Source organism: Halostella litorea (genome assembly GCF_004785955.1).
GTDB lineage: Archaea > Halobacteriota > Halobacteria > Halobacteriales > Natronoarchaeaceae > Halostella > Halostella litorea.
The window spans coordinates 438,052-463,897 of the sequence record NZ_SJER01000001.1; the positions used below are offsets into that span (position 1 = coordinate 438,052).

Annotated in this window: 23 protein-coding genes and 1 pseudogene; 13 read left to right on the top strand and 11 right to left on the bottom strand. The window is 69.6% G+C overall.

The genetic code is table 11. The annotated features are described in order from the left end of the window. Positions 1-301 precede the first annotated feature (301 nt). Positions 302-1,987 carry a glycoside hydrolase 5 family protein gene (locus EYW40_RS07655; RefSeq protein WP_161973176.1) on the bottom strand — a complete coding sequence of 562 codons (1,686 nt, stop codon included), beginning with the start codon at positions 1,985-1,987 and terminating at the stop codon, positions 302-304. Between the two features lie 480 nt (positions 1,988-2,467). Then, positions 2,468-3,196: a GIY-YIG domain-containing protein gene (locus EYW40_RS07660; RefSeq protein ID WP_135821033.1), complete on the bottom strand. Its 729-nt coding sequence runs from the start codon at positions 3,194-3,196 to the stop codon at positions 2,468-2,470. 260 nt (positions 3,197-3,456) lie between these two features. Here EYW40_RS07660 and EYW40_RS07665 point away from each other — a divergent pair, with 260 nt between their 5' ends. Continuing rightward, entirely contained in the window at positions 3,457-4,500 is a 1,044-nt protein-coding gene (locus EYW40_RS07665; RefSeq protein WP_202614477.1) for a DUF7972 family membrane protein, read from the top strand. Positions 4,501-4,552: 52 nt separating this feature from the next. Here EYW40_RS07665 and EYW40_RS07670 read toward each other — a convergent pair whose 3' ends face one another. Next, complete coding sequence (locus tag EYW40_RS07670) at positions 4,553-5,803, bottom strand: zinc metalloprotease (RefSeq protein ID WP_135821034.1); 1,251 nt, start codon at positions 5,801-5,803, stop codon at positions 4,553-4,555. A 92-nt stretch (positions 5,804-5,895) separates the two neighbouring features. Further along, positions 5,896-6,891, bottom strand: coding sequence for a nucleoside hydrolase (locus EYW40_RS07675; RefSeq protein ID WP_135821035.1), 996 nt, complete (start codon positions 6,889-6,891; stop codon positions 5,896-5,898). A 219-nt stretch (positions 6,892-7,110) separates the two neighbouring features. On the opposite strand from EYW40_RS07675, the pseudogene EYW40_RS07680 reads away from it, so the two are divergent. Next, positions 7,111-8,070 (top strand): annotated as a pseudogene (locus EYW40_RS07680) (twin-arginine translocation signal domain-containing protein); the annotation flags it as partial. Between the two features lie 558 nt (positions 8,071-8,628). On the opposite strand, the gene EYW40_RS07685 reads toward EYW40_RS07680, so the two are convergent. Next, positions 8,629-8,913 carry a translation initiation factor eIF-1A gene (locus EYW40_RS07685; RefSeq protein ID WP_121822402.1) on the bottom strand — a complete coding sequence of 95 codons (285 nt, stop codon included), beginning with the start codon at positions 8,911-8,913 and terminating at the stop codon, positions 8,629-8,631. 157 nt (positions 8,914-9,070) lie between these two features. On the opposite strand from EYW40_RS07685, the gene EYW40_RS07690 reads away from it, so the two are divergent. The 7 genes from EYW40_RS07690 (at position 9,071) to EYW40_RS07720 (ending at position 16,840) form a co-directional block, all read left to right on the top strand. Then, complete coding sequence (locus EYW40_RS07690) at positions 9,071-9,694, top strand: VOC family protein (RefSeq protein WP_135821037.1); 624 nt, start codon at positions 9,071-9,073, stop codon at positions 9,692-9,694. A gap of 191 nt (positions 9,695-9,885) precedes the next feature. Beyond that, positions 9,886-11,811 (top strand): ABC transporter ATP-binding protein, encoded by a 1,926-nt coding sequence (locus EYW40_RS07695; protein ID WP_202614478.1) that lies wholly within the window; start codon positions 9,886-9,888, stop codon positions 11,809-11,811. Positions 11,812-11,936: 125 nt separating this feature from the next. Continuing rightward, on the top strand, positions 11,937-12,506 hold the full coding sequence (locus EYW40_RS07700) for a hypothetical protein (RefSeq protein WP_135821038.1): 570 nt from the start codon (positions 11,937-11,939) through the stop codon (positions 12,504-12,506). Continuing rightward, positions 12,503-13,825 carry a twin-arginine translocation signal domain-containing protein gene (locus EYW40_RS07705; protein WP_135821039.1) on the top strand — a complete coding sequence of 441 codons (1,323 nt, stop codon included), beginning with the start codon at positions 12,503-12,505 and terminating at the stop codon, positions 13,823-13,825. Before EYW40_RS07700 ends, EYW40_RS07705 begins: the two co-directional genes overlap by 4 nt. Before the next feature lie 26 nt (positions 13,826-13,851). After that, positions 13,852-14,658 carry an alpha/beta fold hydrolase gene (locus tag EYW40_RS07710; protein ID WP_135821040.1) on the top strand — a complete coding sequence of 269 codons (807 nt, stop codon included), beginning with the start codon at positions 13,852-13,854 and terminating at the stop codon, positions 14,656-14,658. After that, complete coding sequence (locus tag EYW40_RS07715; RefSeq protein WP_135821041.1) at positions 14,645-16,621, top strand: hypothetical protein; 1,977 nt, start codon at positions 14,645-14,647, stop codon at positions 16,619-16,621. Before EYW40_RS07710 ends, EYW40_RS07715 begins: the two co-directional genes overlap by 14 nt. A 90-nt stretch (positions 16,622-16,711) precedes the next feature. Then, a complete protein-coding gene (locus tag EYW40_RS07720) occupies positions 16,712-16,840 on the top strand; it encodes a phosphohydrolase (RefSeq protein ID WP_135821042.1) in 129 nt (42 codons plus the stop codon). 1 nt (position 16,841) lies between these two features. Here EYW40_RS07720 and EYW40_RS07725 read toward each other — a convergent pair whose 3' ends face one another. From EYW40_RS07725 to EYW40_RS07735, 3 genes are all read right to left on the bottom strand, one after another. Beyond that, positions 16,842-18,035, bottom strand: coding sequence for a redox-regulated ATPase YchF (locus EYW40_RS07725; protein ID WP_135821043.1), 1,194 nt, complete (start codon positions 18,033-18,035; stop codon positions 16,842-16,844). A gap of 109 nt (positions 18,036-18,144) precedes the next feature. Then, positions 18,145-18,879 carry a hypothetical protein gene (locus EYW40_RS07730; RefSeq protein WP_135821044.1) on the bottom strand — a complete coding sequence of 245 codons (735 nt, stop codon included), beginning with the start codon at positions 18,877-18,879 and terminating at the stop codon, positions 18,145-18,147. An 88-nt stretch (positions 18,880-18,967) separates the two neighbouring features. Further along, positions 18,968-19,414, bottom strand: a complete 447-nt coding sequence (locus tag EYW40_RS07735; RefSeq protein ID WP_135821045.1) for a hypothetical protein — start codon at positions 19,412-19,414, stop codon at positions 18,968-18,970. A gap of 128 nt (positions 19,415-19,542) precedes the next feature. Between EYW40_RS07735 and EYW40_RS07740 the strand changes: the two genes are divergently transcribed. Then, positions 19,543-19,980 carry a universal stress protein gene (locus EYW40_RS07740; protein WP_135821046.1) on the top strand — a complete coding sequence of 146 codons (438 nt, stop codon included), beginning with the start codon at positions 19,543-19,545 and terminating at the stop codon, positions 19,978-19,980. A gap of 9 nt (positions 19,981-19,989) precedes the next feature. Here the strand turns inward: EYW40_RS07740 and EYW40_RS07745 are convergent, their stop codons facing one another. After that, positions 19,990-21,270: a carboxypeptidase-like regulatory domain-containing protein gene (locus tag EYW40_RS07745; protein WP_135821047.1), complete on the bottom strand. Its 1,281-nt coding sequence runs from the start codon at positions 21,268-21,270 to the stop codon at positions 19,990-19,992. A 123-nt stretch (positions 21,271-21,393) separates the two neighbouring features. Between EYW40_RS07745 and EYW40_RS07750 the strand changes: the two genes are divergently transcribed. Both EYW40_RS07750 and EYW40_RS07755 read left to right on the top strand, forming a co-directional pair. After that, entirely contained in the window at positions 21,394-22,683 is a 1,290-nt protein-coding gene (locus tag EYW40_RS07750; protein WP_135821048.1) for an ornithine cyclodeaminase family domain, read from the top strand. Positions 22,684-22,800: 117 nt separating this feature from the next. Further along, complete coding sequence (locus EYW40_RS07755; RefSeq protein ID WP_135821049.1) at positions 22,801-23,721, top strand: hypothetical protein; 921 nt, start codon at positions 22,801-22,803, stop codon at positions 23,719-23,721. On the opposite strand, the gene EYW40_RS07760 is transcribed toward EYW40_RS07755, so the two are convergent. Both EYW40_RS07760 and EYW40_RS07765 read right to left on the bottom strand, forming a co-directional pair. Beyond that, the gene (locus tag EYW40_RS07760) at positions 23,718-24,092 is read right to left on the bottom strand and encodes a universal stress protein (RefSeq protein ID WP_135821050.1); all 375 of its coding nucleotides are present in this window, start codon (positions 24,090-24,092) and stop codon (positions 23,718-23,720) included. The genes EYW40_RS07755 and EYW40_RS07760 overlap by 4 nt on opposite strands. Positions 24,093-24,160: 68 nt before the next feature. After that, complete coding sequence (locus EYW40_RS07765) at positions 24,161-24,580, bottom strand: universal stress protein (protein WP_135821051.1); 420 nt, start codon at positions 24,578-24,580, stop codon at positions 24,161-24,163. A gap of 292 nt (positions 24,581-24,872) precedes the next feature. On the opposite strand from EYW40_RS07765, the gene EYW40_RS07770 reads away from it, so the two are divergent. Next, on the top strand, positions 24,873-25,826 hold the full coding sequence (locus tag EYW40_RS07770; protein ID WP_135821052.1) for a phytoene/squalene synthase family protein: 954 nt from the start codon (positions 24,873-24,875) through the stop codon (positions 25,824-25,826). Positions 25,827-25,846 lie beyond the last annotated feature (20 nt).

A 25,846-nucleotide genomic window follows, 5' to 3' on the forward strand; every position in this document is an offset into this window, starting at 1 on the left:
ATTAGACAAGGTATTATTTTCATCAAGATATACACATCTGAGAGAAAATCCGAGGTCAGCATCATCAAGTTCTCATTCAAAGACCACCGTTTATTATCTCCTTGATGATTATATGGTTTAATAGTGCATCTCGACGGGTTATTTCGTACTTCTCAGACTCTCCTGTCCCGTGGTAATTCCCCATCCGCAAAATAGAGTAACCGGAACCCTCCTCGTTCTTAGCCTTTATAGTCTCGTACGGGTTTCGGTCCTGCGACACGGCCAATTACTCAGGAAGATCTACCTGCCATCTGGGTGGCGCTCATCGCGTATTCGCTGTCTTTGCAGTAGCCGACTCTCCTGATCCGATACCGTTCTCTATGACCTCCCAGGTGGACGTGTCCTCCGCGAAGATTCCCAGTGGGTTCTCCGTACGGGTTCGCTCATCGCCGTCCCATGACGACAGCTCGGGATACCAGTACTGGATGCCGCCCAGTCCCGCTTCACGACCGACCCGGTTCGCCGTCTTGAACAGCTCGTTTCGCTGGGAAAGCGGCAGATCGTCTTCCGGATCGACGACCACACCGAACTCCCCCAAGTACGCCGGCTTGCCTACCTCCTCGTGGGCCTTCCGGACGTGCGAACGAACGTACTCGCCAAACTCTTCTGCGGAACGGACGGTTGTGCTATCGCCGTGGCGTGCAACCGGGTACTCATGGAACGAGCAGACGTCTATGGCGTCCGACTGGTGGGTCTCAACGTACGCATTGCGGCGATTCCACGACTCGTAAACGTCGCCGGTTGCCCCGTGCATTCCCGTACCGATGAGGTGGTGGTCGTCCAGCGATCGGATGTGACGGGCAGCACTATCGTACCAGTCGGCGAGGGACTCGCCTCTACGGTCGTCGAGATACTCCACCTCGTTTCCTACCTCCCAGGCCATGATAGTGGGATCCTCGTGGTACGAGAGCCCCGTAAGTTGGTTCTCACGTGTCAGGAACCGCTCGATGTAGTTGTGGTAATAGGCGTTGGCCTGCTCGTCGTCGAAAAATTCGTTGTGGCTGTCGGCCGTCGACGACCAGTCGGCATACGCTGCAGGGCTGGGGGCGAGGTCTGGTCCGTACCAGTTCATCAACAGTGGCAACACTAGTCGGATGCCGCGCCGCTTGGCCGCCAAGACTATGTAGTCGAAGTGGTCGAACCAGCTGTCGTCGAACTCGTCGGGGCCCAGGTGGACCTGCGTCCCGGTCCATCCCGGCGGAAAGAACCACGTTCGGACGACGGACACATCGTGTTCGGCGACGTAATCCAGAAGCGCGTCCACGTGCTCGGTACCCCAACGCTTGACCGAGAGGTTGTTAAGGTTCACTCCCCTGTATCGGAAGCTCGATCCATCAACCGTGAAGTCGGTGCCGTCGGTCCCTACGAAAGACGTCGGGTATCGCTCGACACTGAGTACGGTTGTTGCCCGGTCGTACTCTTCGTAGCCGACTGAGACCGTCGCAGAGAGTTCGTGATCGCCGACCTGTGGGACCATGAGATCCATCGATATCTCGCGGGAGTTACCGGCGGAGAGGTCTACCTCCTGGAGCCCGGCATCGCTGCCGGCGACTGTGAGCTTGACGCGGACGGTCACGGCCGCTGTTCCCTCGTTTGCGACCTCGACACCGATCGTTGCTGGCCGTGTCTGGCGAACGGTGTCTGTCTTGACGCGAAGTTCGGAAATGACGGGGTCCGGTGCTTGTGTTGTCGTTTCGGTTGAGGATGGCTCGGCCGTCTCAGTCGAAGTTGGTTCGGTTGTGCCGGTCGCTGTCGACTCCGGCGTCGTAGTTCCCGCCGTGGGGCCCGGAGTATCCGTCGGTGCATCACTATCATCACTAAACGCTGAACACCCGGCTAACATGGCACTGGTAGTAACGATGCTCCCGAGGTAGGCCCTTCGGCGCAATTCTCTATCGAAAACCCGTTCGCTATTTTCTGCCTCCGGTTCAGGAGCCTTGTCTGCCATGGCAGCCCCAAATGTCGGCACGCATATATACATAATGCCAAACAAGCAGGTTCCTGGTTTGTTCTCAATGAGCGCGTTCTCGTTCCCCGAGTGTTCGAAATGGACTTGTTCACGTTCGCAGCTTTCTAATTCGCACTGACGAGTTACAACAGAAGCTTTCAGCCGAACAAGGCGGGAACTCAGGGAATAATCCACATCTTGGTAATATCAAACAAGCACACAAGCTGGCATTTTCCAGACAGATTGCGTGAGACTGTAGAATAATACTCTCCGTCATGTCCAATATGACTGCCGTGAATGTTATGGGAATATCCTGGGTCGATCACGGATTAAGCGGATTCGACAGACCAGTTAATCACAATCACTCTGGATAGATTGAGAGTCGTGAGTGGCGAGGCCGACCTTCCATCCATACAGTTGCGAGAGGGAGTGGACGAACGTCGGAGAATTGCGTCTGCCACTTTCTGAGGGGGTTCAGCACTACGGCGGAGCTGTATCGTTGACGGATTTCTCAAGGAGGGTCAGAAACGAACTATCGTATCGTTCGCCGACGTGATTCACGTTCCAGAGGCCGGATTCCCGAATCTCTTGGCTTTGGCTGTACCGACCGAGCCATTGATCTCTCCGTGGGTCGATAGACTTCTTGTCGAAATTACTGAGAAGGGCGATAGCGTTCCGTTCGAGATACACTCGGTCACTGTCGGCGCTCGGTTCGTCGTTTAGGTTCACCCAGAGGAACGGCTGTTCACGGATGTACGTGCTCACCCGTCGTTCGAGGACGTATTCCTCGTCACGGACCTCCGACCGCTCACGGTCGATGCTCGACCAGCGTTTGTCCCAGTCGGGGTAGTCGTCGTGCAGGTCGTGCTTCTCGATCATCGCCTCGCCGACGCGCTTGCGATACACGGAGCCGCGGTGAGCGCCCCCGTGGGGATGGTTGGAACTCCCGCTGCCCGTTCCGTAGTGTTGTTTCAGCCTATCCCAGAGCGACGTGCTGCTTCCTTCAGAAACCGCGTGTGTTCCGACGCGAGTTACGCGCAATTGGTCAGGCGAGTCGCGTGTTTCGCCCGGTTCGAGGAAGAAGTAGACGCCGCGGTCGGGCCAGTCCATGTATCCGGTGCAGTTCTTGAGCTTCCGTGTACCGTCGACTCGTTGCTCAAGGTCGTCGAGCAGTGAGTAGAAGCAGTCGAGGTCGTCCTGACGAGCCATTATTACGGTATTCCTCTCATTCACGCACAAAGAGTTTCACCACTCGGTACGACGACTTCGGAGAGAACGACGGATGGACATACTGCATCATGGATAGATCGTGAGCCGTGACTACCGAGGCCAGCTTTCCATCCGGACAGTCGTGAGGAGAGGTGGCGACCGGCGGAGAACTGCCTCCGTTACTCCCACGTTACCCGGATACTACTCCCATTTGCGACCAAATAATGATTACCGCACCCGTATAGCCGAACATCGGGTCGATGTTCTCAAGCGGGGACCGGGTCGCCGACAGCGAGGAGGCGGAGACGGAGACGGACACGGTCCCTCCCGGAGGCGACCCCGACGACCCGGCCTCCCGGCTGGTTCGGTGGGTTCTCCTGACCGGGGATCGACGGGTGCTCGCACTCGTTACGGAGGTCGTCATCCTGTCGGCGTTGCTGGCCGTCGGGACCGTCTGGGAGTTCGAGATGGAACGACTCGTCACCGAGACACGGGCGGTTCAGACGCTGTTCAACACGTTACTCGGGGGGATCATCCTCTTCGTCTCGGTCGTGCTCTCGATCAATACCGCGGCCCTGGCTCAGGAGTTCGCTCCTCTCCAGGTCAAACTGGCACGCATCGAGGACTCCATCGAACTACAGGTCGAACTGGAGGAACTCGTGGAGGACGGCATCAGCCCGGCCGGGCTACAGCCGTTCCTCGAATACGTTATCGCGGCGATCCACTCCGAAGCGGATACGCTCCGGGCAGCCGATGGCTCCACCGACGACGAGCAAGTGAGGGCGGACCTGCTCGCCTTCGTCGACGAGATCAACGCACGGCTGTCGCTGATCGAGGACCGCATTCGGAGAACCGACCCCCGCGTTTCCAGCCTCCTTTTGAGCACGCTCGATTACCCCTACGCCCGTCACATCAACGTGACCCGCCGCCTGAAAGCCGCTCACGGGGCCGAGTTCACCGAATCGGACCGGGAGTCACTCGAGACGCTGCTCCAGGTACTCACGATCCTCGCGTCCGGTCGGGAGTACTTCACGACGCTGTACTTCAAGCGGGAGCTCCGGAACCTGTCGAGTTCCCTCCTCGTCCTCTCGCTCCCGGTCATCGTCTTCACGTCGTACGTCCTGCTCGCGATGGATGCCGGACTCTTCCCGGGGGCGACGCTTCCGGGGATCGAATCGCGGCTCCTCTACGTCAGCCTCGCGTTCGTCATCGCGCTCTCGCCGTACGTCCTCCTCAGTTCGTACATGCTTCGCATCCTCACCGTCTCGAAACACTCCCTCGAATCGACCGTGTTCTCACTCTAGGGGCGAACCGGGGAGCCGTCGCCCGTCGCAACGCACCCCCGGGCCGCACCGGCTACGGCCGGTCGAGAAACAGCGTGAGGTGGCTGACGATGGTCTTGCTCTCCAGCCCGCCCGCCAGCGCGCCCGAGAGGACGCCGATGGTACTGATGAACGCGCCCGTCCGGACGAGGTCGACGACCCCCACCGTAGGGTCCTCGAGGCTCGGCCAGTCGGACATCAGGTTCGGCGGGAAGACGACCAGTTCGATGACGAGGATGATCGCCCACACGAGCGCGAACAGGCCGAGCATCGCCAACAGGAGGACGAGAAAGACGGTGACGTTGACGAGCGCGGTGTGTTCGGTGACCACCCGGTGGCGCTTCCGGGGGAAGGTGAGGTTCTGCGCGAAGAGGAGGTAGAGGGCGGCGACGAGGACGCTCGCGGCCGCGAACAGCGCGGCGGTCGCGTTGCCCATGTGGAAGCCGACGTCCCAGGACTCGGCGCTGAACACGATGACCAGCGTCGGCGTCACCGCCGCGGTCGACAGTTTCGGGAGGGAGAGCGGCAACAGGGGAGCCCGGCTCTCGACGAGCGCACGCGCGACTCGACCGGCGTTCCGGACGGCGCTTCGCCCGTGGAACGCGAGCCGGGACGCCGGCCCCCGGGGACGGGCTTCGGCCGCGGGTATCTCCCCGGCGATCCGGTGCAGGCGTGTCTCGACGTCGGCGTCGACGGGCGGGACGGCCCGCCGGTCGGGGTCGAACCGGAACGGCTCCATGACGCCGCCGTCCGCATCGCGGTGTCGAGCGCCGAGCACGTGGCCGACGAGGTGGACCAGCAACGTCGCCGCGTTCCATCGGACGGCCTCGTCGTCGAGCGGGCGCTCGGGGCGGTCCCGCGAACCGGTGCGGAGCTGGCGGGTCGACACCACGGCGACGCGCGCGAGCGGGGACGCGAGCCCCGGGACGAAGCGCTCCCTGCTCGACACGAGGGGGACGTCGGTCACGACGACGACCGTGTCGTACGGCCCCTGAACCATCCGGTCGGCCGCGCGGTCGAGGAACTCCGAGGGCCTGCGCCGGTCGTGGTCGGCGAGTTGCGCGGCGTCGCCGAGGTAGAACCGCCAGGAGACGTCGGTCGCCGACGCCAGTTCGTCGACCGCGTCCTCGGCCGCCCGCGCGGCGAAGGCGCGGAGCCCCTCGGGGTCGGTCCCGGGACCGTGAGCGACCAGCACCCCGACGTCGACCCGCAGATCGAGGGCACCCTCGCGCTCGGCCGCGACCAGTTCGGGCGTCTCGCGCCGGCGGGGCCGGGGTCCACTCATCCGGGGTACCGTCCATCGTCCGCACACTAATGCCTGGGGCGTGACCCGGGGCCGGACGCCGTCGCCCGGCTAAACCCCGGCCGGGAACGGCGTCACGACTCCCCGGCGCGGTCGGAGTAGTGCGGGTCGCCGTGGCGGAACATGTCGAGCATCATCCGCTCGAACCGGTCGCCGTCGACGGATTCGACGACGCGGGTGCGCGGTTCGCCGTCGGTGACGCCGAGTTCGTCGACCATGCTATACCCGCGGGTCATCCCCTCGCGGTCGTCGACCTCGACGTAGTAGCGCTCGGCCGCCTCGACGAGGTCGGGTTCGATGAGCGACGCCAGCGTGATCGAGTCGGGCTGGGTCGTCACGTCGGCTTCGAGCGAGTCTCGGTCCGCCTGGGCGTTGAACTCCCGGACGGCGCTGGTGATGGTGACGAAAAAGTCCGACAGTTCGGTGTCTATCGCCGCTATCTCCTCGAAGGTGTCGGCGTCGAACAGCGAGTCCCGGAGCGCGATCCCCCAGTCGACCAGCGTCACGTCGAACGCCTCCAGCACCATCCGGGCGGCGTCGGGGTCGACCCAGAAGTTGTACTCCGCGGCGGGCGTGATGTTGCCGAGGTCGTTGACCGCGCCGCCCATGACCCACACCTCGTCGAGCAGTTCCGGGAGGTCGGGTTCGCGCTGGAGCGCGAGCGCGACGTTCGTCAGCGGCGCGATGCAGGCCAGCGTCACCTCGCCCGGGTGCTCCCTGGCGGTGCGGACGATGGCGTCGACGGCGTGTTCCTCCGCGGACTCGATGCCGGTGTCCGGGAAGAGGTCGCCGCCGAGGCCGCCCTCGCCGTGGACGTACTCGGCGTACTCGTGCTCCTTCAGCAGCGGCGACTCCGCGCCCTCGTAGACCGGCACGTCGTCGGCGACGCCGGCCAGGTCGAGCGTGTACTTCGCGTTCTCGACCTCGTACTCGAACGGGACGTTCCCGGCGCAGATCGTCACGCCCTCCAGTTCGACGCGGTCCGAGAGCGCCGCGAGGAGGATCGCCTGCGTGTCGTCGCCGGCGGTGTCCGTATCGAGCAGCAGTCGGCGGGTTGAACGTGAACTCATGCCACCCGTTTGCGAACGCCCGTTCAAAAAAGCCGTGAAACCGTGGGGAATCGCCGCGCCGCCGTCCGATTCGTCGAGCACGCGTCCCCGCGTCCGACCGCCGTCGACCGCGCTCGGCGGCGTCCGGGCGCACGGTGTGGGTTCAAAACATTGTACTACTAAAATTAGTACTTCTATAAAATAGTATAAGGGGAGTCAGCGTGAAGCGTAGCGCGCAACATGAACCATACGACTCGACGACAGGTACTGAAGCTGAGCGGCGCAACCGTCGCGGCGACCGCGTTCGGCGTCGGCACGGCGTCGGCGGAGTCGTCGCCGTGGCAGTCGGTGAAGAGCCCGGTCGACGTCACACTGCACGACGTCGAGACGACCGCGCGAAACGAGTTCGCGGTCGGCAGCAGCGGCGTCGTGGTCGAGCGGACCGACCGCGGGTGGACGAAGGTCATCGGGGACGGCCCCGCCAGCAACGGCCGGAGCCTCTACGGCGCGGACGTGACCGACGACGGGAAGCGGCTCTGGTTCGTCGGGTCGAGCGGCGGGATCGGCGAGTACGACGTGGAGACGGGGACGCTGGTCGACCGGTCGGCCCCCAACGACGTGACGAACAACTTCCGCGACGTGGCGGTCACCGGGCCGGCCGACGACGCGAACGTGTACGTCGCCGGCGACTCCGGCAGCGTCTACTACAGCTTCGAGAACGGCGCGAGCGGAACGTGGAACTACGTGGCGGTCGGCCAGGGGGCCGGCATCCGGGCCATCGACTTCCACGGCGAGCGCGCGGGCCACCTTATCAACGGGAACGCGAAGGTGTTCTACACCGAGGACGGCACGACGTGGAACCGCACGGGCATCGCCGACGCCGACGTGTCGCTGTACGGCATCGACTCGGACGGCAAGGAGGACGTGTGGGTCGCCGCCGGCAGCGGCGTCGTCTACCGCTACCGGCCCGACGCCGAGGGGACCCCCAAGTGGTTCCGGACGTCGGTCGGCGAACCGGGCCTCCGCGACGTCGAGGTCGGGGATGGCGCGGGCTACGCGGTCGGCAATTCCGGTGCCGTCTTCGAGCGCGGCGACGGCTCGTGGGCGCGCGAGGAGACGCCGACGGGGCAGGGCCTCAAGTCGGTCGTCCGCGGGGCCGACAACGACATCGCCGTCGGCGCGTCCGGGGCGATCCTCGAGACGAACCCCGACGCCGGCTCCGACCCAGGCTCCGGCGGTGGCGACGGCGGCGACGGCCTGCGGCGGTCGTCCACGGGGACCAGCGAGTCAAAGAGCCTCACGTTCACGCTGGAGAACGTCGGCGAGGAGTCGGTGACCGTCGAGGAGTTCGCGCTGGATACTGACGTCCAGGTCGAACGGATCGAGCGCTCCGGGGCGGAGGTCGTCCTGGAGGGCGACGCGGTCGGGACCGCCGACAGCGCCGACGGCTTCCCGGTCGACGGCGCGCCCCGTGCGCTGGACGAGCCGGCGACCTTCGACCCGGGGACCACCGGGACGGCCGATTTCGGGCTGTACGACGGCGGCAACGTCGGACTGACCGTCGAACCCGCCGCCGAGAAACCGTCCTCGAGCTACCTCAGCGCCACGCTCGTGTACGGCGACGGGACGACCGGGACGTTCCACTTCGCGGTGACGAACGTCAACTCCTGACCGGGCGGCACGCGGGGCGGTGACGCCCCGGCCGCGCGGCCGCTACACCCGCGGCTGTCGGCCGTAGCGGGCGGAAAAACGGGTTCTTTAATCGATGTGGCCTTCGCGCCGAAGCTGGTCGGCGTCCTGACCCGTGTAGCGCCACTCGATGTTTGCCTTCTCGTCCTGCCAGTCCCACGGTTCGACGAGCACGACGTCGTCCTCTTCGATCCAGGTCCGGTACTTCATGCGACCGGGGATCCGGCCCATGCGGCTCTTGCCGTCCTCACAGCGGACCCGTACGTGGTTGCCGCCGTTGTGTTCGGTCACCACGGCGAACAGTTCGTCGTCGTCTGGCATTCGGAGGTTCCGACGCCCTGATTCTTCACTCACTACCGGTTATAGGCGGCGGCCACGTTTAAGGTCTTGGAGAGTCGTGTTAACGATCCCCACATCACGTTCCCCTCCCCGTATCGGGGCCACGCGCGGCGGTGCCGGCGACGGCGCGCCGCGACCGACAGTATATGTGTCCCGTGGCCCTACGAGGGGTATGAGCGACGATTCCGAGGAGATCCCGGTCACCGCAGCGAAGCCGGACAGCCCGATCCACGTCACCGGCACCGACCACATGACGCTTATCGGCAGCAACGAGGAGGACACCGTCGAGTTCTACCGCGACCTGCTGGGCATGCCGCTGGTGCTCCGGCAGCCGAACCTCGACGACCCGGACTCGACGCACCTGTTTTTCGACACCGGCGACGGCCGCATCATCACCTTCTTCGTCACGGACGACCGGCAGTCGAACCCCCAGCCCCACCGCCACCGGGCGGGGTCGGTCCACCACCTCTCCTTCAGCATCGACCCCGAGCGCTTCGCCGACGTGAAGCAGGCGCTGGACGAGGCCGGCCACGGCTACAACGAGTTCGACCGCGGCATCTTCCACTCGCTGTACACGCGCGACCACAACGGGCTGGTCATCGAACTGGCGACCGACAAGTACGACGTGCCCGACGACCGCCGCGGCGAGGTGCTGGCGACGGCCCAGCGGATCCGCGTCGAGGACGGGTCGGACTTCGCCGAGGCCGAGCACCTGGAGGCGGCGCTGGAGGAACTTGGCATCGACAGCGAGCCGGTCGAACTGCCCGACGCGCCGACGGGCGCGGGCGTGGAGTGATACTGTCGGCTGTAAGCCCGTGAACGATCTCGGCACCCCGAAGTGCCGGATCCCTTCTGAAGTTACAGCCGACAGTATGGTCGGCGACACGCGTTGACCCGCCCGGACGTCGCTGCGGCGGCGCGTCCCGGCGGACCCTGCTGGATACCGACAGTTTTTCCCGGTGGGCCGGAAACCGCTTCGCCGGCACCGTGAGCACGGACCGGACGATAGACGCCGACGCGATAGAGGAGTACCGGGAGCGGGTGGACAACCCGATCTGGCAGCTGTTCCGGCGCTACGGCCGCGGGAGCCGCCGTTGGTTCGCCGTCGGCCTGCTGGCGAGCGTGCTGGCGCGCTTTCTCTCGCTGGTCCCGCCGGTCGTCCTCGGCACCGCGCTGGACGCGGTGTTCCGGGACGACGAGCCGTTCGAACTGCCGCTCGTCCCGGCGGGGTGGCTGCCCGACACGGCGTGGGCGCAGTTCGAGTTCTCCGTCGCCGCGATGACCGTGGCGATGGTCGGGGCGGCGCTGCTCAACTTCGTCCGGCAGTCGACGCTCAACCTCTTCTCCCACCGCGTGAAACACGAGGTGCGGACGGCGACCTACCAGCGGATGCAGCGCCTCGACATGAGCTTCTTCAACGAGGTGCAGACGGGCGAACTCATGTCGATCCTCTCGAACGACACGAACCGGCTGGAGCAGTTCCTGGACGACATGATGAGCCAGGCCATTCAACTGGGCGTGCTCCTGCTCGGGACGGCCGTCGTGCTCGTCTGGATCAACCGCCAGCTCGCGGTCGTGACGCTGTTTGTCATCCCGGTCGCCGGGCTGTTCACCTACTGGTTCATGCGGCTGGCCGAGGACCGCTACGCCGACGTCCGGAGCTCCGTCGGCGACCTGAACAGCCGCTTGGAGAACAACCTGAACGGCATCGAGGTGATCAAGGCGAGCAACACGGAGGACTACGAGGACGAGCGCGTCCGCGAGCACTCCTACCGCTACTTCCGGCTGGACTGGCTCGCCCTGCGGCTGAACTTCATATATCGCCCCGGGCTGCAGGCGCTGACGGCCGTCGCATTCGTCGCGACGTTCGTCGTCGGCGGCGTCTGGCTCCTGCGGGGGCCGCCGGGGCCCTTTACCGGCGGGCTGAGTGCCGGCGACCTCGTCATCTTCCTGTTGCTCACCCAGCGACTCGTCGAGCCCCTCGCCCAGATGGGCAACATCGTGGACCGCTACGAGGACGCCCGCGCCTCGACCAAGCGCATCCTCGGGCTGATGGACCTGCCGACCGGCGTCGATGAATCCCCCGACGCCGTCGAACTCGACGACGTGGACGGCCGCGTCGAGTACGACGACGTGACCTTCGGCTACGACGAGTCGCCCGTCCTGCGGGACGTCGACTTCGCGGTCGAACCCGGCGAGACGGTGGGGCTGGTCGGGCCGACCGGCGCGGGCAAGACGACGGTCGTGAAGCTCCTGCTCCGGCTGTACGACGTCGACGAGGGCGCGGTGCGGGTCGACGGCCACGACGTCCGCGACGTGACCGTCGAGAGCCTCCGGGACGCGATGGGCTACGTCGGACAGGAGAACTTCCTGTTCGACGGTACGGTGCGCGAGAACATCCGCTACGGCGAGTTCGAGGCGAGCGACGAGGCCGTCGTCGAGGCCGCGAAGCGCGCGGAGGCCCACGAGTTCATCACCAACATGTCGGAGGGGTACGACACCGACATCGGCGAGCGCGGCGTGAAGCTGTCGGGCGGCCAGCGCCAGCGCGTCGCCATCGCGCGCACCATCCTCCAGCGCCCGTCGATCCTGATCTTCGACGAGGCCACGTCCGCGGTCGACACGGAGACGGAACTGCTGATCCAGCGCTCCATCGACGACCTCGCGGCCGACCGGACGACGTTCGTCATCGCCCACCGGCTCTCGACGGTGCGGGACGCCGACACGATCCTCGTCGTCGAGGACGGCGAGATAGTCGAGCGGGGCACCCACGACGAACTCATCGACGCGGACGGCCTCTACGCCAACCTCTGGCGGGTGCAGGCCGGCGAGCTCGGCGACCTCCCGGCGGAGTTCGTCGAGCGGGCCAGCGAGCGCGTCGCGGGGGGCGCGGTCGACGCCGGCGAGGACTGACCGCGGCGCTGCTCGCACGCCCGTCGGTCCCGCCGGGACGGCCGCGCTCCGGGGGAGCCGACGGGGGTCGCGGAACGGCGACCCGACGGAAAATACTTGTCCGTTATCCGGTTATTTCCACCCGTATGCCCTGCATCACCCGCCGCCGCGCCCTCCAGTGCTGTGCCGGGCTACTCGCGGCCACCGCCGGCTGTAACGACATCGACCGCTCCGCCCAGCCGACCACCCAGCCGTCCGGCGGGGCGGTCGGCGACTACGAGACGGTCGCACTGCGCTCGGACGGACCCATCGTCGCCGACAACCGCGACGAGGACACCGACGGCCGCAGATCCGTCTCCGCGCTGCTCCGGTCCGCCAGCGAGGACCGGATTCGGTTCGTCGCCGACCACGAGCGGGCCGACGACGCCCGCGCGTTCGTCGAGGACACGCGGTTCGACGACGCGTCGGTGTTCGTCGAGCAGAGCCGGGTCGGCGAGTGTTATCACCGCGAGGTCATGTCGGCGTCGCGCTCGGGGAACCGCTTCTCCGTGGAGTTCTGCGAGGTCCTCAGGGACGCCGGGATCGCCTGCGAGAAGGACGCGTCCGACGTACAGGCGACGTTCGTCCGCCTGCCCTTTGCCTTCGAGGACGCCCCGGAGGGCTACTCGCTCGGGTACGGCGGGAACTGCCCCGCCGCGGGGGGTGAGGAGCGATGACGAGCACCCGCCGCCGGTTCCTCGCGACCGCGGGGACCGCCACGACGGCCGCGCTCGCCGGGTGTGCCGACCTCTGGAGCCGCGAGGCCGAGGCCCCGTCGTTCGACGCCGACGCGCTCCGGGCGGTGGCGGCGCTCCCGTCGCCGGACCTCCCGGAGGCGCTACCGGTCCCGCCGGCCGCCGAGTACCGCGCGTCGGCGCGTGACCACGCGGAGACGCTGCTCGACGCGGTCCCCGACCCGCTCACCGCCGACGACGTGCCCAACGAGGTGGTCCGGGACCACGTCGCCGGGGAGCGGGAGGGCGCGCGGTCGGCCCTCGACAGCGCCGCGGACGCGGCGACGCCGACGGCGGCGCTCGGGACCCTCCGGACGGCGCGTTGCCGCGCGGCGAACGCCGAGGCGACGTACGCGGCCGCCCGGGACGGACGCACCCGCGAGGACGCGCTGGCGGGCCGCGAAGCGGTCCGCTCCACCCTCGACGACCTCCGGGGGCGACTGGCCCACGAGGGCGACGACCCGGTGGCGACCCTGCTCACGGACGCCACCGTCGAGCACTACGCCCGCCGGGCCGGGGAGATGCTCGACCGCGCGACCGAGACGAACGAGAGCGGCGCGCTCGCGGTCGGCGAGGCGGCCCAGCGCGTCGAGTGGGCGCGGTCGTTCGCCGCCGACGGGGCGCACGTCCGCGACCGCTTCGCGGCGGCCCAGACGGCCCCACGGGCGTGGGACGGCCGCTTCGCCGACGTCGCCCGCGCGCTCGCCGCGGACGCCCGGTCCCGCTTCGACGACATCCCGGACGGGTACGCCGAGGACCCGGACGGCGAGTTCGGCCGCGACATCGCCGACACCCCCGCCGAAGACCTCGTCTCGGAGGCGTACAGCGGGGCGCGGTACGCGGTCGAGTCGCTCGGGGACCCCGCCGAGCGCCCGGCCAGCGCCGCCCTCGACGGCTGCCGGGCCGACCGCGAACTGCGCGCGTTCGAGCGCGTCCGCGAGGCGGTCGACGACGGAGCGTACGACACCCCCGAGGGGGGCGCCGCGGTCCGGACGGCGAAACTCGACGCCGTCGAGGCGGTCGAGCGGGCGCGCGCCGGCGACCACCTCACGCGGCGCGTGCTCTCGGCGGCGGCGTTCGAACTCCGCGGCGGCGACCAGTGTCTCGTCCGGTACGGGGAGGTACAGGACGACGTCGGCAGCGTCTCCTGGGCCGTCGCCTACTACGGCTACGCGACCGCGCGGGCCGAGGCCGTCCCCGGCGCGGTTGCCCGGATCGAGGGGCTGCTCCGCGGGGAACGGCCGCGCGACCCCCACGACTAAACCGGGGGTCGTGGTAGACCGCCCCGATGAACGACGCAGACCCGACGGACGTCCGCGGCGTCACGGTCCGGGGCGACTCGGACGGGACGCCCGTGGTGTTCGTCCACGGCGCGACGCTGACGCGGAGCCAGTGGCTCCCACAGGCGGCGGCGATGGACGGAATTCGCGCCGTGGCGTTCGACCTGCCGGGCCACGGCGAGCGCGCGGACGAGCCGTTCCGCTTCGAGCGGGCGCTTGACCTCCTCGACCGCGTCATCGACGAGGCCGCCGGCGGTCGGGCCGTCGTCGTCGGCCTCTCGCTGGGCGGCTACCTCGCCACGTCGTACGCCGCGCGCAGCCCGGAGAAAGTCGAGGCGCTGGTCATCTCCGGCAGCAGCGCAAACCCGACTGGGCTGCTCGGCGTCCTCACGCGGGTCGCCGGGGCGGTCACGCGGCTCGCCAGCCGGAGCGGGCTGGTCCGCCGGGCCTACGGCGCGCTCTGGAAGCGCGCGCTGAAGCGGTTCGACCTCCGGGACGACCACCGGCGGGCCATCGCCGACGCCGGCTTCTACCTGCGGCCGTTCGGCGAGGCGGGCCGTGACCTGGCGGGCCGCGACTTCCGCGCCGAGTTCGGCCGCTACCCCGGCCCGGCGCTCGTGTTGAACGGCGAGGGCGACGCGCTCTCGCGGCGGGGCGAGGCCGCCCACGCGGCGGCCACCACCGACGCCCGCGTCGAGGTGCTCGACGACGCCGGCCACACCTGCAACCTCCACCGGGCGGCGGCGTACACCGAGGCCGTCGAGCGGTTCTACCGGGAGGCGGCCCCCGCGGAGGTCGGCCGTGGCGGGCGGTGACGGGGGTCGACTCTCGCGCCGCGGGTGGCTGCGGGCGTCCGGGGGGACGCTCGCCGGCGCGATCGGCGGGGGCCGTCTGGCGGAACCGCGGAGCCGGCGGTCGGCGGCGGCCGAGCGGGGAAACGCGGGAGAGCCGCGGACCGACGCGGACGGGCGCGACGACTTCCTCTGGCTGAGCGGCGCGATGCTCGCCGACGCCGGCGTCCGCGACAACGCCCTGGCGTTCGCGGCCCGCAACGACCTCGCCGCGGTGCTCGTCGTTGCGGACCTGACCGCGCCGGACCTGCTCGACGGCCTCCGCCCGCACTTCGACGCCGCGGCCGAGTTCGGGGTCGACCTGTGGCTGGACGTCGGCATCCTGCAGGTCCCGGCCGCGTCGGTGGCCGAGGACGGGGCCGCCCGGGAGCGCCACCTCGACGGGCTGCGCGACGTCGTGGCGCTGTACCACGACCGGTTCGGCGACGGGCGGGTCGTCCTCTGGCAGGAGGCCCCCGTCTCGGGCCGGTGGAGCGAGGACGGGAAGTGGACCGACGCGTCCGTCGAGAACCTGCGGTCGCACGGCCCGGCGGTGTTCGCGGCCCAGCGGAGCGCGGTAAAGGCCGTCTCGTCCGGGATCGACGTGGGTATCTTCCCCCACTTCCCCTACGTCGTCGGCTCGAAGCGGCCGGGCGTGTTCCCGGAACTGGTGGCCGGGTGCCGGGAGCGCGACGCCCCGCCCGATTTCGCGTTCACGGACTTCTACCGGGGCTGGTACGAGAAGGACGCCGGGGCGGCCCCGGCCGACGCCGCCGTCCGGAGCCTCGTCACCAACGCGCGGGCGGCCGTCGACGCGCCGGTGTTCTTCATGGCCCAGGCCCACACGATCAACCCGCACCACACGCCGAGCAGGGTGGCGATGCGGGGGGACCTCCGGACGGCGGCGGACGCGGGGGTCGACGGCGTCGGCTGGTACTCCCGGAACCGGTACGTCCCGACGAAGGTGGGCTTTGACCCGTTCCTCCCGAACCGCGGCGACCCCGCCGCGTTCGCCGGCCGGGACGCGGTCTGTACCTTCACGGTCGCCCGGGACCGCTACGCGTACGCCTGGGCGGCGACCCACCCGACGCGGGCGGGCTACGACGCCGACGCGAAGTTCGACCTCTGGGTCCACGGGGAGGGCGTGGGCTTCCACGAGCACCGCGTCTCGCTCCGGACGGCGGGGGGCGACTGGGCGTTCGTCGGCGACGCGGCGGGCTACGTCGACGGTGACTACCCGGACGGGCGCGGCCCGGGGGACGGCCCGCACGTCACCGTCTTCCGGGGGCTCGACCGCGAACGGTTCCTCGGCCGGCGGCTCGACCTCCGGGTCGCGTCCCGCGGCGACGCGACGCTCCGGAGCGTCTCGGTGCACCCCTTCGCGCCCGACGCGTTCGTCACGGAGCGCCGCGCGGCGGCGCTGGCCGAAGCGGGGGCGGAGACGCCGTGCTGTCTCGGCCGGCGGGCGGTCGACCGCCGGCTGTCGGCCGGGAGGGAGACGGTCGTCCGCGTTCCCGTCCCCCGCGACGCGCCGGCGCTCCCGCCCGACGCGCTCCTCGCGACGGCCCACGACGGCGTCCGGGCGGCGCTCCGCGACGCCGAGGCGGAGTCCGGGTTCGATCCTCTGACCCGTTTCGACCTCTGGGTCGACTGTGCGGCCCCGGAGTCGCTGGCGGCGGTGCGGGTCGGCGGCCGGGACGCGCTCGCGGCGGCCCCGGCGGTCGGACGGGGAGACGAGGCCGCGGTCTGCTACGGCCTGCCGCGGTCGCTGCTCGGCGGGGGCGCGCTCGCCCGGGCCGAGGTCGACGGGGACGCCGGCGTCGCGGCGCTGTACGCGATGCCGTACGGCGGCCCCGGCGCGTTCACGCCGCCCGAGCGCACCGCCGAACTCGTCGCCGCCGACCCCGACGCCGCGGCGACGTTCGCGCTGGGTCACGACGCGCGCTGACCCGCGGCTCCCGGAACCGCCGGACGGCGAAAATTAACTCGATTACGAATCACAGTACGCTTTTGAGGACGGAAGTGCGATCCTACGGTGATGCCCGAAATCACGGTGTCCGACAGCCTGTACAACAAACTGGAGGAGGCGGCCCAGGACAACGAGCTCGACGATGCGCTGTGGGAGATGGTGTACCTGTTCGAGCGCGGCAACAACCCCGCCGAGTAACTCAGTTCGTCGACACGATTTCTACGACGTCGCGGTTCGAGAGCGTCGCGTCCGCGGCGATCTGTCGCTCCGTCCGGCAGTCGACGGCGTGGAGGAAGCCGTCGCCGATGTCGGAGTGCAGGTGGTAGGCGAAGTCCTCCGCCGTCGCGCCCGCCGGGAGGACGAAGCAGTCGCGCAGCACCTTCCCGTCGTCGGTGACGATGCCGTTGGCCGAACCGGGGAAGACGGCGACCGCGCCCAGTTCGTCGAACAGCGCGGTCTCCAGCGTCCGCTGGACGCCCGTGCCGCCGAACGAATCGAGGAACTCGCCGATGGCGTCGAGGCCCGTTTCCTGTTCCGCGTCGACGTCGCCCGTGACCTCGAAGTCGCCGTCGCCGGCGCGGTAGTCGACAGCGCCGCCCTCGTCGGCGGCCTTCAGCGCCTTCTCAGCGTGGGCGCTGGCCGGGACGACGGTGAGGTGCTCGTACTCGGGGTCGTTCGTGATGTCCTCGTAGTTCGCCTGCGCCGCGGGCGTGTCCATCTTGTTCGCCGCGATCACCATCGGCTTCGTCCGCTTGCGGATCTCGCGGGCCAGCGCCTCGCGGTCGTCGGCGTCCCACCCGTCCGGGTCGAGCGGCAGGTCCAGCGAGAGGACGACCTGCTTGATCTCGTCTTTGTTGGTGCGGAACGCGCTCATCTGTTCGGCGAGGTCGACTTCGACCTTCGACTCCTCGCCGTCGTAGCCCGAACGGTGGCGCTCGATGCCTTTCTCCAGCACGTCGAGGTACCACATGTCGAGTTCGTTCTCCAGGAAGTCGATGTCCGCCCGGGGGTCGTGGCCCTCGGTGGGTTCGCCCTCCAGGTCGGTCTCGCCTGAGAAGTCGACGACGTGGACGAGCACGTCCGCCTCGTTGAGGTCCGTGAGGAACTGGTTTCCGAGGCCCTCGCCCTGGTGTGCGCCGGGGATGAGCCCCGCCACGTCGACGAGTTTCACCGGGACGAACCGGGTGCCGTCCTCGCAGTAGCCCGTCTCCGGGGTGCAGGTCTCGCCGAACTCCGGCGCGGCGCAGTCCACGCGGACGTACGCCTCGCCGACGCTGGGGTCGATGGTCGTGAAGGGGTACGCCCCCTCCGGTACGTCGTTCATCGTCGCCGCGTTGAAAAACGTCGACTTCCCGACCGAGGGCTTGCCGACGAGGCCGATCTTGTAGGTCATTACGTCCGCTGGGCGGGCGCGCAACGAAAGGGTTACCAAACAACCCCGCCTCGTCACTGCGTCGCACTCACACGCGCCCAGCAGGCGGGTCGCCCCACCCGCACACGCGCTACGCCCCGTCGTCTTCGTCGTCCTCGTTGTCCTCGAAGGACTCCGCGACCTCCGGCGGCGTGTCGTCGTCCTCGTCGCCGTCCGTCCCGTCCGCCATGCTCCCCTCGTCGCCGTCCGTCTCGACGGCCATGCCCTCGTCGTCCTCGCCCTCCGGTTCGTCTTCCGCGTCCGAGTCGGACCCGAGGTCGATGCCTGTCTCGCCCTCGCCCGCGGTCCCCACGTCCGTCTCGTGTTCGTCGCCCGCGGGCGTCTCCTCGGTCGTCACCTCGTCGGCGTCCGCTTCGGGGTCGTCGTCCTCCTCGGTCAGTTCGTCGTCCTCCGTCATCTCGTCGCTCGCCGCCATGTCCGACTGCATGTCCTCGGGGTGCTCGTCCGGCCCGTCCAGTTCGACGTCGGTCATCCCCGACGCCCCGTCGTCCCCTTCCGTCCCGGGAGCCACGTCCCGGACCGTCTCCGTGAGGTCGCCGGCCGGGAGCGTCCCCCCCTCACTCCGCGACCGCCGCTGGAACAGGCCGACGGCGAGGGCGATTACCCCGAACGCGACCCGCCGGCCGCGCCCCTCCGCGGAGCGGAGGCCGCGGACGATCCAGAGCAGTCCGGTGGCGACGGCGAGGCGTCCGGACCTCGCTTCCTCGACGAGTCGTCCGCGGACCCCCCCGTCGGAGTCGGTCGTCTCCTCGGTCTCGCGTCGGTCCTCCGCCGTTCGTGCGCTGAGAAGGCTCGTGAGTCGCATCGTCGTCGCCCGCCCTACCACGGCGACCAAGTTAAACGGCGACCCGCCGGCGGCTCGTCGGATCGCCCGAAAAGGCGGTATGGTCGGCTTACGCGGCCGCGATCGCCCGCTCGGCGTACCACACCAGCGAGAAGTCCCGCGGGCTCGGGAGCGCGCAGGCGAACCAGCCGAGCGTCGCGGCGACGAGGGCCGGCTCCCCGGCGGCGGTCGGGTCCGGCAGCGCGCCCGCGGCGACCAGCGCGACCGGCGCCGCGAGCGCCAGCGGCGAGAGCGCGGCGACCCGCAGGAGCCACGGCGAGGTGTCGTCCGGGAGCCGGCGCGGCGTCACCGCGGCCCACGTGCCGAGCGCGCCGGCCCGGAGGAGCGTCGCGCCGTCCCGCGCCGGGAGCCACTCCACGTCGTAGGGGACGCCGCCGAGCGACAGCACCGCGGCGTGGCAGCCCTCGTGGGCGACCGTGCCGACGCCGACGGCGAGGCAGAGCGCGACGGTCGCGGCGACGAGGTCGAGTACCGCGGCGGGGAGGTCCGGAACCATCGAAAGCTGTGCTTACCACCGCGATCGCCCCATATTAATCCCTCGTTTCGCCGGCAGGTCCGGCGGGACGACGCGTCGACCCCGACGCGGCGCCCCGATTGAAGTGCGTGGGTTGCGAACGGTCGACCATGTACGACGACCTGCTGATGCCGACCGACGGGAGCGAGGGGACGGTGACGGCGCTCTCCCACGCCCGGGAGATAGCGGCGAACCACGGCGCGACCCTGCACGTCGTCCACGTCGTCGACCGCCGGGTGTACCTCGCGGCCGGCAAGGACGAACAGGACGAGGTGCTGGCCGGGCTGGAGGCGGACGGCGAGGCGGCCGTCGATACCGTCGTCGACCGGCTCGACGGCTCCGGGCTGGACGTGGTGACGGCGGTCCGGGAAGGGATCCCCCACCGCGAACTGCTCGACTACGCCGACGAACAGGAGATCGACCTGATAACCATCGGGACCCACGGCCGGTCCGGCCGGGACCGCATCGTCAACATGGGCAGCGTCACGGAGAAAGTGGTCGACAGCTGCGAGCGGCCGGTCCTCGTCGTCCCGCTGGACGACGCGTAGCGCCGCCAGCTACCGCCGCCGGCGAAGCGCGACCAGCGCGCTGCCGAGCGCGACTATCGCCGCGCCGGCCGTGAAGCCGGGCAGCCCGCCGCCGTCCGAGCTCCCGTCGCCCTCGGTGGTCGTGGGCGTGTCAGTGGTCGTGTCGGCCGTCGTGGTCGTCGTGGTCGTCTCTTCGCCGCCCTCGTCGACGCCCTCGACCGTGACGGCCTCGGAGCTGACGCCCCCGCTCTCGGCCGTGACCTCGAACTCGCCGGCCTCCGTTATCGGGACGCTCAGGACGCCGTTGGCGTCGGTCGTGCCGACCTCCGTGTCGTCGCGGTAGACGGCGGCGTCGCCGACGACCTCGCCGTACTCGTCGGTGACGACGACCCGGACCGTCCCGCCGACCGCGACGCTCGTCTCGGACGCGTTGACCGACAGCGTCGGCGTCCGGGTGACGTTGTACGTCACCGCCAGCGACTCCTGTTCGCCCACGTCGAGTTCGCCCTCGACGGTGTCGTAGTCAGGGTGTTCGACGGTCACGTCGTACTCCGTGTTCACGCCGAGGCGGGTCGCCGCCTCGCCGTTCCGGTCGCTCGTCGTCACGGTGGCGACCGTCTCGCCGTCGTTGGCTATCGAGACGGACGCGCCGCCGACGGGCGTGGCGTTCTCGAAGTAGGCGTCGAGGACGGTGACGTCGACGTTCGCCCGCGCGCCCTCGATGCTAACGGACTCGGTCACGGTGCCCTCCACGTAGAACTCGCTGGTCGACTCCAGGTACCCTTCCTTGACCACCGTCGCGGTGTACGTGCCGGCTTCGACGTCGTCGCTCTCGAAGACGCCGTCTGCGTTCGTCCGGCCGCGCTCGACGGTCCGGAGGTCACCCTCCTTCTTCAGGACGACCCGCGCGTTCTCGACCGCGCCGCTCCCGTCGCTCACCTCGACGACGGCGGTCGACCGGGGGTAGACGGTCACGTTCTCGGTCGCGGAGTCGGTCACCTCGCCGATCCGGGCCGGGAAGTTTCGCACGTAATCACCGTGTGACACGTGTACCTCCGGCGTGACGCCGCGGGGGACGTCGACGAGCGCCTCCCCGTTCGAGTAGGTCCGCGTCTCGTTGTACCCCCCGTCGTACGTCACGTTCACGTCGGCCCTCCCGACCGGGTTCCCGTCGTCGTCGACGACGGTCAGTTCGAGCGTCACCAGGTCGGCCGTCTCCGTTCCACCCTCCGTACCCGCCGCCGCCGGGGCCGCGGCGCCGAGCATGCTCGTGACGAGAAGCGCGGCGACGAGTCCCGCTGTTCGATGCATACTCGCGGTGATGGGTACGCCTCACTTAAAATTCGCCCTTCGTAGTGTAGTTTATCATACACCCGGCGGCGAATCGTCGCCCCCTCCACAACGCTCTTGTCGCCGTCCCGCCATTCGTTCCCCATGACCGCGACCCGGACCGTGGAGCTAGAGGGCCATATCATCGACTCGGGGATGATGGGCCGGTGTTTCGGCCTCATCATGGACATGGGCGGCTCGTTCGAGGTCGAGCAGTTCGACATCGGCCGCCACAAGCACGCCGAGTCGTACGCCCGGCTGGCCGTCTCGGCTGACACGGACCACGAACTGCAGGCGATCCTCCACGAACTCCACCAGAACGGCGCGACGCTGCTCGACCCCTCCGACGCCACGCTGGAGCCGGCCCCCGCCGACCAGGTGGTTCCGACCGGGTTCTACTCGACGACGAACCACCCGACGTTCGTGCGGGTCGACGGCGAGTGGCTCCCCGTCGACGACATCGAGATGGACTGTGCCGTGGTCGTCGAGCGAGGGGTGCAACGCACCCCTGACGGGTCGAGCGGCGACGACACGGAGCCGCGAGACGGCGCGGACGGCGGCCCCCGGGCCTACACCAAGGTGCTGAACGCCGTCGAGGAGGGCGACATGATCGTCACCGGCGAGGCCGGCATCCGGGTCGAACCGCCCGAGCGCCCCCGCGGCGACGAGGGCGGCGCGTTCGGCTTCATGCAGGGCGGCGTCTCCAGCGAGCGCCCGTCCGAGTCGCTCATCGCCAAGGTGGCCGACGCCGTCGAGCAGACGAAGGAGGACGGCGGCGACGTGCTGGCGGTGTGTGGCCCGGCGCTCATCCACTCCGGCGCGGCCGACGACCTGGCCCGCCTCGTCAGCGAGGGGTACGTCGACGGCATCTCGGCGGGCAACGGCTTCGCCGTCCACGACCTCGAACGCGGCCTGTACGGCACCTCGCTCGGGATGGACATGGAGACGATGGAACACCCCCGGAAGGGCCACAAGCACCACATCTACACCATCAGCGAGATCATCCGCGCGGGCGGCATCGAGGCCGCCGTCGAGGACGGCGTCGTCACCGAGGGGATCATGTACGAGTGCGTCGAGAACGACGTGCCGTACGTCCTCGCCGGGTCGATCCGCGACGACGGGCCGCTACCGGACACGATCACCGACGCCGTCGAGGCACAGAACGCCATCCGCGAGCAGGCACGGGAGGCCGACATGGTGCTGATGCTCGCCACCCTGTTGCACTCCGTCGCCGTCGGCAACTGCCTGCCCTCCACCACGCGGGTCGTCTGCGTCGACATCAACCCCTCCACCGTCACCCAGTTGCTCGACCGCGGGAGCGCTCAGGCCATCGGCATGGTGTCGGACATCGGCACGTTCGTCCCGATGCTCGCCGACAACCTGCTCGACGAGTAGCGCCGGACGAACGCCCGCTTGCCGCGCCCGACGGTAACTTCCCCGACCGGTAACCCGGCGGAGGCGTTGCCCCACGCTCAAGGCGCTCGGCGGCGACGTTCGACTCGGGTGGGAGCTATGCAGGACAGACAGGCGTTCCGCGAGCGGCGCACGTACGGGCCGAACGACCAGTTCGAGGGGGCGGCCGGCGACCGGCAGGAGGGCGTCGGCGACCTCCGCCGGGGCGGCCAGGCCCGCCACTCGTCCGGCGACCGGTCCCGCGAGGGCTGGAGCGAGGGCGACATGAGCCAGGACCGCCGCGAGACGGACGACCGACCCGGCGGTGAACGGGCAGGCGGCGGGCGGCGCTACGGCCGCCGGTCGCGCGAACTCGGCGAGGACCGGACGGACCGCGGCACCAGCGGCGGCCGCTGGACCGGCAGCAGCGACGCGGCAAACGACCGCGAGACGACCCGCGAACACGCCGGGCGCGACGAGGAGGGCCGCACGGCCCGCGCCGGCTTCGGCGACGTCGGGCCGATGTGGGGCGAGAGCGAGCGCGAACCGGCGCGCAGCCAGGGGTACGGCTCGGGCAGCGAGGAGTACGGAGCCGACGAGAGCGACGTGACGCGGCGGAACCTGGAACGGGGGACGCCCGCCTACTCCGAGCGCGACGAGTCCGAGTACGGCGGCGCTCGCCGCGAGTCGCGCGACGAACGCGGCGGGGACGGGTCCGCCACGAACCCCTCCGCGACGGACCGGGGCACCGACCGGCACGAGCGGGCCACGGGGCGGGGCACGCAGCGCGGCGACCCCCAGTCGAGCGACCGCGCGGGCCAGCAGTCGAACCGGCAGCACGGCACCCGGCGACGGAGCCGCGTCGCGAGGCGTAACCCCTCGGAGGGGAGCAAGCGCAGCGGCTCTCAGTCGGACGAGGCCGAGACGGGCGACCGGGAACGGCGCACGACCCGGGAGCGCGACCGGCGGTTCGGGAGCCGCCGCGGGCACGGCAGTCGGCGGCGCGAGGGCGAGGAACGCGAGGACCGGCGCGAGCGCTAGCCGCCGTCGAGCGGCACCGCGACGACTGGGACCGGCGGCTCGGCGAGCAACGCGCGGGCGGTGCCGCCGAGCGCCGGGTCGGCGTCCGGGTCGCCCCGGCGCGGGCCGACGACGAGTTCGTCCGCCGCGTGGTCGGCGACCGCGTCCCGGAGTTCGTCGGCGGCGTCGCCGTGGCGGAGTTCCGTCTCGACGTCGGCGCCCGGGAGCCGCACGCGGAGCACGTTCAGCGCCTCCCGGCGGTCGCGCTCCTCGTCCGGGGTCTCCGCGACCGCGACGCCGACGACGGCGTCGCCGTCGGCGAGCCGGTCCGCGAGGTAGTCACACGCCGCCGCGCTGGTGTGGACGGAGTCCGTCGCGACGAGATATCGCATACCGGCGGTGGCCGGCGAACGCACAAAGGGCTGCCGGCGAACGGCGTGGCGGCGTCGACGCGCGGGCGTCACCGCACGGTCGTCACCGGCACCGGCGAGCGCCGGAACACCGTCTCGGCGACGTTGCCGACGAACAGGCGGCCCGAGAGGTCGCCGCCGTGGCTCCCCAGCACGACCGCGTCGTGGTCCGCCGCGTGGGCGACGATGGCCCGCGCGGGCCGGCCGATGTCGACCGCGGTGTCTATCTCCACGCCGCGGTCGGCCGCGATCGCCTCGGCGCGCCCGATCACCGCATCGGCGCGCTCCCGGGCGGCCGCTTCCAGGTCCGCCTCGAACGCGAGGCTCATCGCCTCGCCCATCATCGCCGTCGGCTCGCCGACGACGACGAGGACGGTCACGTCGGTGTCGGGGTGGTTGTCGAGCGCGTACTCCAGCGCGCGCTCCGCCATCTCGGAGCCGTCCATCGGAACGAGGACGCGGGAGAGCATACCCGTTCTACGGCGACCAGTCGCATAAGTTCGGGTCGGCACGCGGCAGCGTGCGGGGCTTCGGCGTTCGGGCCGCTCGGCCGGACGCTGGGGGGTCGGTGCCGATCGGCCGGCCCCAAGGCGGTCGGAGCCGGCCGTGCCGAAACCGGGCGGGACCGCCGCCGCGGGGCGGCGGTTCCGGACCCCCTCGGGCGACACGAATTATTATACTACTTCAATCCTTACTGAGGGTAGATCATGTTCGGCCGAACGCGCTCCGCCCGACGAGACGCCGACGGTTTCCCCCTCGTCCATGCCTGAGGACAGCCACATCGAGAAGAGCAAGGCGATCCAGCGACGGACGGGGAAGACGTTCCACCTCGCGACGCGCGTCCTCCCCGAACGGGTCCGCCACCCGACGTACGTGCTCTACGCGTTCTTCCGGATCGCCGACGAGGTCGTCGACGACGCGAACGGGACGCCCCCCGACCAGCAGGCCGCCCGCCTCGAGGAACTGCGCGACGAGGCGCTCGGCCGCGTCGAGACCGACTCCGACGTGCTGGCGGCGTTTCAGGAGGTCGGCGAGGAGTACGACGTGCCCGACGGCGAGATCCACGCGTTCGTCGACGCGATGAAGTCGGACATCGACACGGACCGCTACGAGACGTACGACGACCTCCGGGCGTACATGCGCGGTTCGGCCGCCGCCGTCGGCGCGATGATGACGGCGATCATGGGCACGGAGGACGAGGAGGCCGCCCTGCCCCACGCCGTCGCGCTCGGCGAGGCGTTCCAGATGACGAACTTCCTCAGGGACGTCCGGGAGGACGTCGTCGACCGCGACCGGATCTACCTCCCGCTGGAGACCCTGGAGCGCCACGGCGTCCCCGAGCGGCAGGTCGAGGACCTGGAGTTCTCCGAGGGGTTCGCCGACGCGATGCGCGAGGAGATCGGCCGCACCGAGCGCCTCTACCGGCAGGGCGTCGCCGGCATCGAGTACCTGCCCGAGGACTGCCAGTTCGCGGTGTTGCTGTCGGCGGTGCTGTACGCCGACCACCACCGAGAGATCCGCAAACAGGGGTACGACGTGCTCTCCGCGGAGCCGGAACTCGGCACCGCGCGGAAACTGTGGCTGGCGGCCCGGACGCGCTGGCACTGGCAGTGGAACCGCGACCCGGTGGCCGTGTTCCGCCGCGTCAGCGCGCTCCCGGAGTCCGGCCGGACCCGCTACGAGGCGGAGCCGCCGGAGCCGGTGCCGGTGCGCTGACGGGGCGACCGCCGGCCGCG

Excerpts from the sequence above, each read along its gene's own strand:
- EYW40_RS07655 (WP_161973176.1), bottom strand. The coding sequence starts at position 1,987 with ATGGCAGACAAGGCTCCTGAACCGGAGGCAGAAAATAGCGAACGGGTT.
- EYW40_RS07660 (WP_135821033.1), bottom strand. The coding sequence starts at position 3,196 with ATGGCTCGTCAGGACGACCTCGACTGCTTCTACTCACTGCTCGACGAC.
- EYW40_RS07665 (WP_202614477.1), top strand. The coding sequence starts at position 3,457 with ATGTTCTCAAGCGGGGACCGGGTCGCCGACAGCGAGGAGGCGGAGACG.
- EYW40_RS07670 (WP_135821034.1), bottom strand. The coding sequence starts at position 5,803 with ATGAGTGGACCCCGGCCCCGCCGGCGCGAGACGCCCGAACTGGTCGCG.
- EYW40_RS07675 (WP_135821035.1), bottom strand. The coding sequence starts at position 6,891 with ATGAGTTCACGTTCAACCCGCCGACTGCTGCTCGATACGGACACCGCC.
- EYW40_RS07690 (WP_135821037.1), top strand. The coding sequence starts at position 9,071 with ATGAGCGACGATTCCGAGGAGATCCCGGTCACCGCAGCGAAGCCGGAC.
- EYW40_RS07700 (WP_135821038.1), top strand. The coding sequence starts at position 11,937 with ATGCCCTGCATCACCCGCCGCCGCGCCCTCCAGTGCTGTGCCGGGCTA.
- EYW40_RS07705 (WP_135821039.1), top strand. The coding sequence starts at position 12,503 with ATGACGAGCACCCGCCGCCGGTTCCTCGCGACCGCGGGGACCGCCACG.
- EYW40_RS07710 (WP_135821040.1), top strand. The coding sequence starts at position 13,852 with ATGAACGACGCAGACCCGACGGACGTCCGCGGCGTCACGGTCCGGGGC.
- EYW40_RS07720 (WP_135821042.1), top strand. The coding sequence starts at position 16,712 with ATGCCCGAAATCACGGTGTCCGACAGCCTGTACAACAAACTGGAGGAG.
- EYW40_RS07725 (WP_135821043.1), bottom strand. The coding sequence starts at position 18,035 with ATGACCTACAAGATCGGCCTCGTCGGCAAGCCCTCGGTCGGGAAGTCG.
- EYW40_RS07730 (WP_135821044.1), bottom strand. The coding sequence starts at position 18,879 with ATGCGACTCACGAGCCTTCTCAGCGCACGAACGGCGGAGGACCGACGC.
- EYW40_RS07735 (WP_135821045.1), bottom strand. The coding sequence starts at position 19,414 with ATGGTTCCGGACCTCCCCGCCGCGGTACTCGACCTCGTCGCCGCGACC.
- EYW40_RS07740 (WP_135821046.1), top strand. The coding sequence starts at position 19,543 with ATGTACGACGACCTGCTGATGCCGACCGACGGGAGCGAGGGGACGGTG.
- EYW40_RS07745 (WP_135821047.1), bottom strand. The coding sequence starts at position 21,270 with ATGCATCGAACAGCGGGACTCGTCGCCGCGCTTCTCGTCACGAGCATG.
- EYW40_RS07750 (WP_135821048.1), top strand. The coding sequence starts at position 21,394 with ATGACCGCGACCCGGACCGTGGAGCTAGAGGGCCATATCATCGACTCG.
- EYW40_RS07755 (WP_135821049.1), top strand. The coding sequence starts at position 22,801 with ATGCAGGACAGACAGGCGTTCCGCGAGCGGCGCACGTACGGGCCGAAC.
- EYW40_RS07760 (WP_135821050.1), bottom strand. The coding sequence starts at position 24,092 with ATGCGATATCTCGTCGCGACGGACTCCGTCCACACCAGCGCGGCGGCG.
- EYW40_RS07765 (WP_135821051.1), bottom strand. The coding sequence starts at position 24,580 with ATGCTCTCCCGCGTCCTCGTTCCGATGGACGGCTCCGAGATGGCGGAG.
- EYW40_RS07770 (WP_135821052.1), top strand. The coding sequence starts at position 24,873 with ATGCCTGAGGACAGCCACATCGAGAAGAGCAAGGCGATCCAGCGACGG.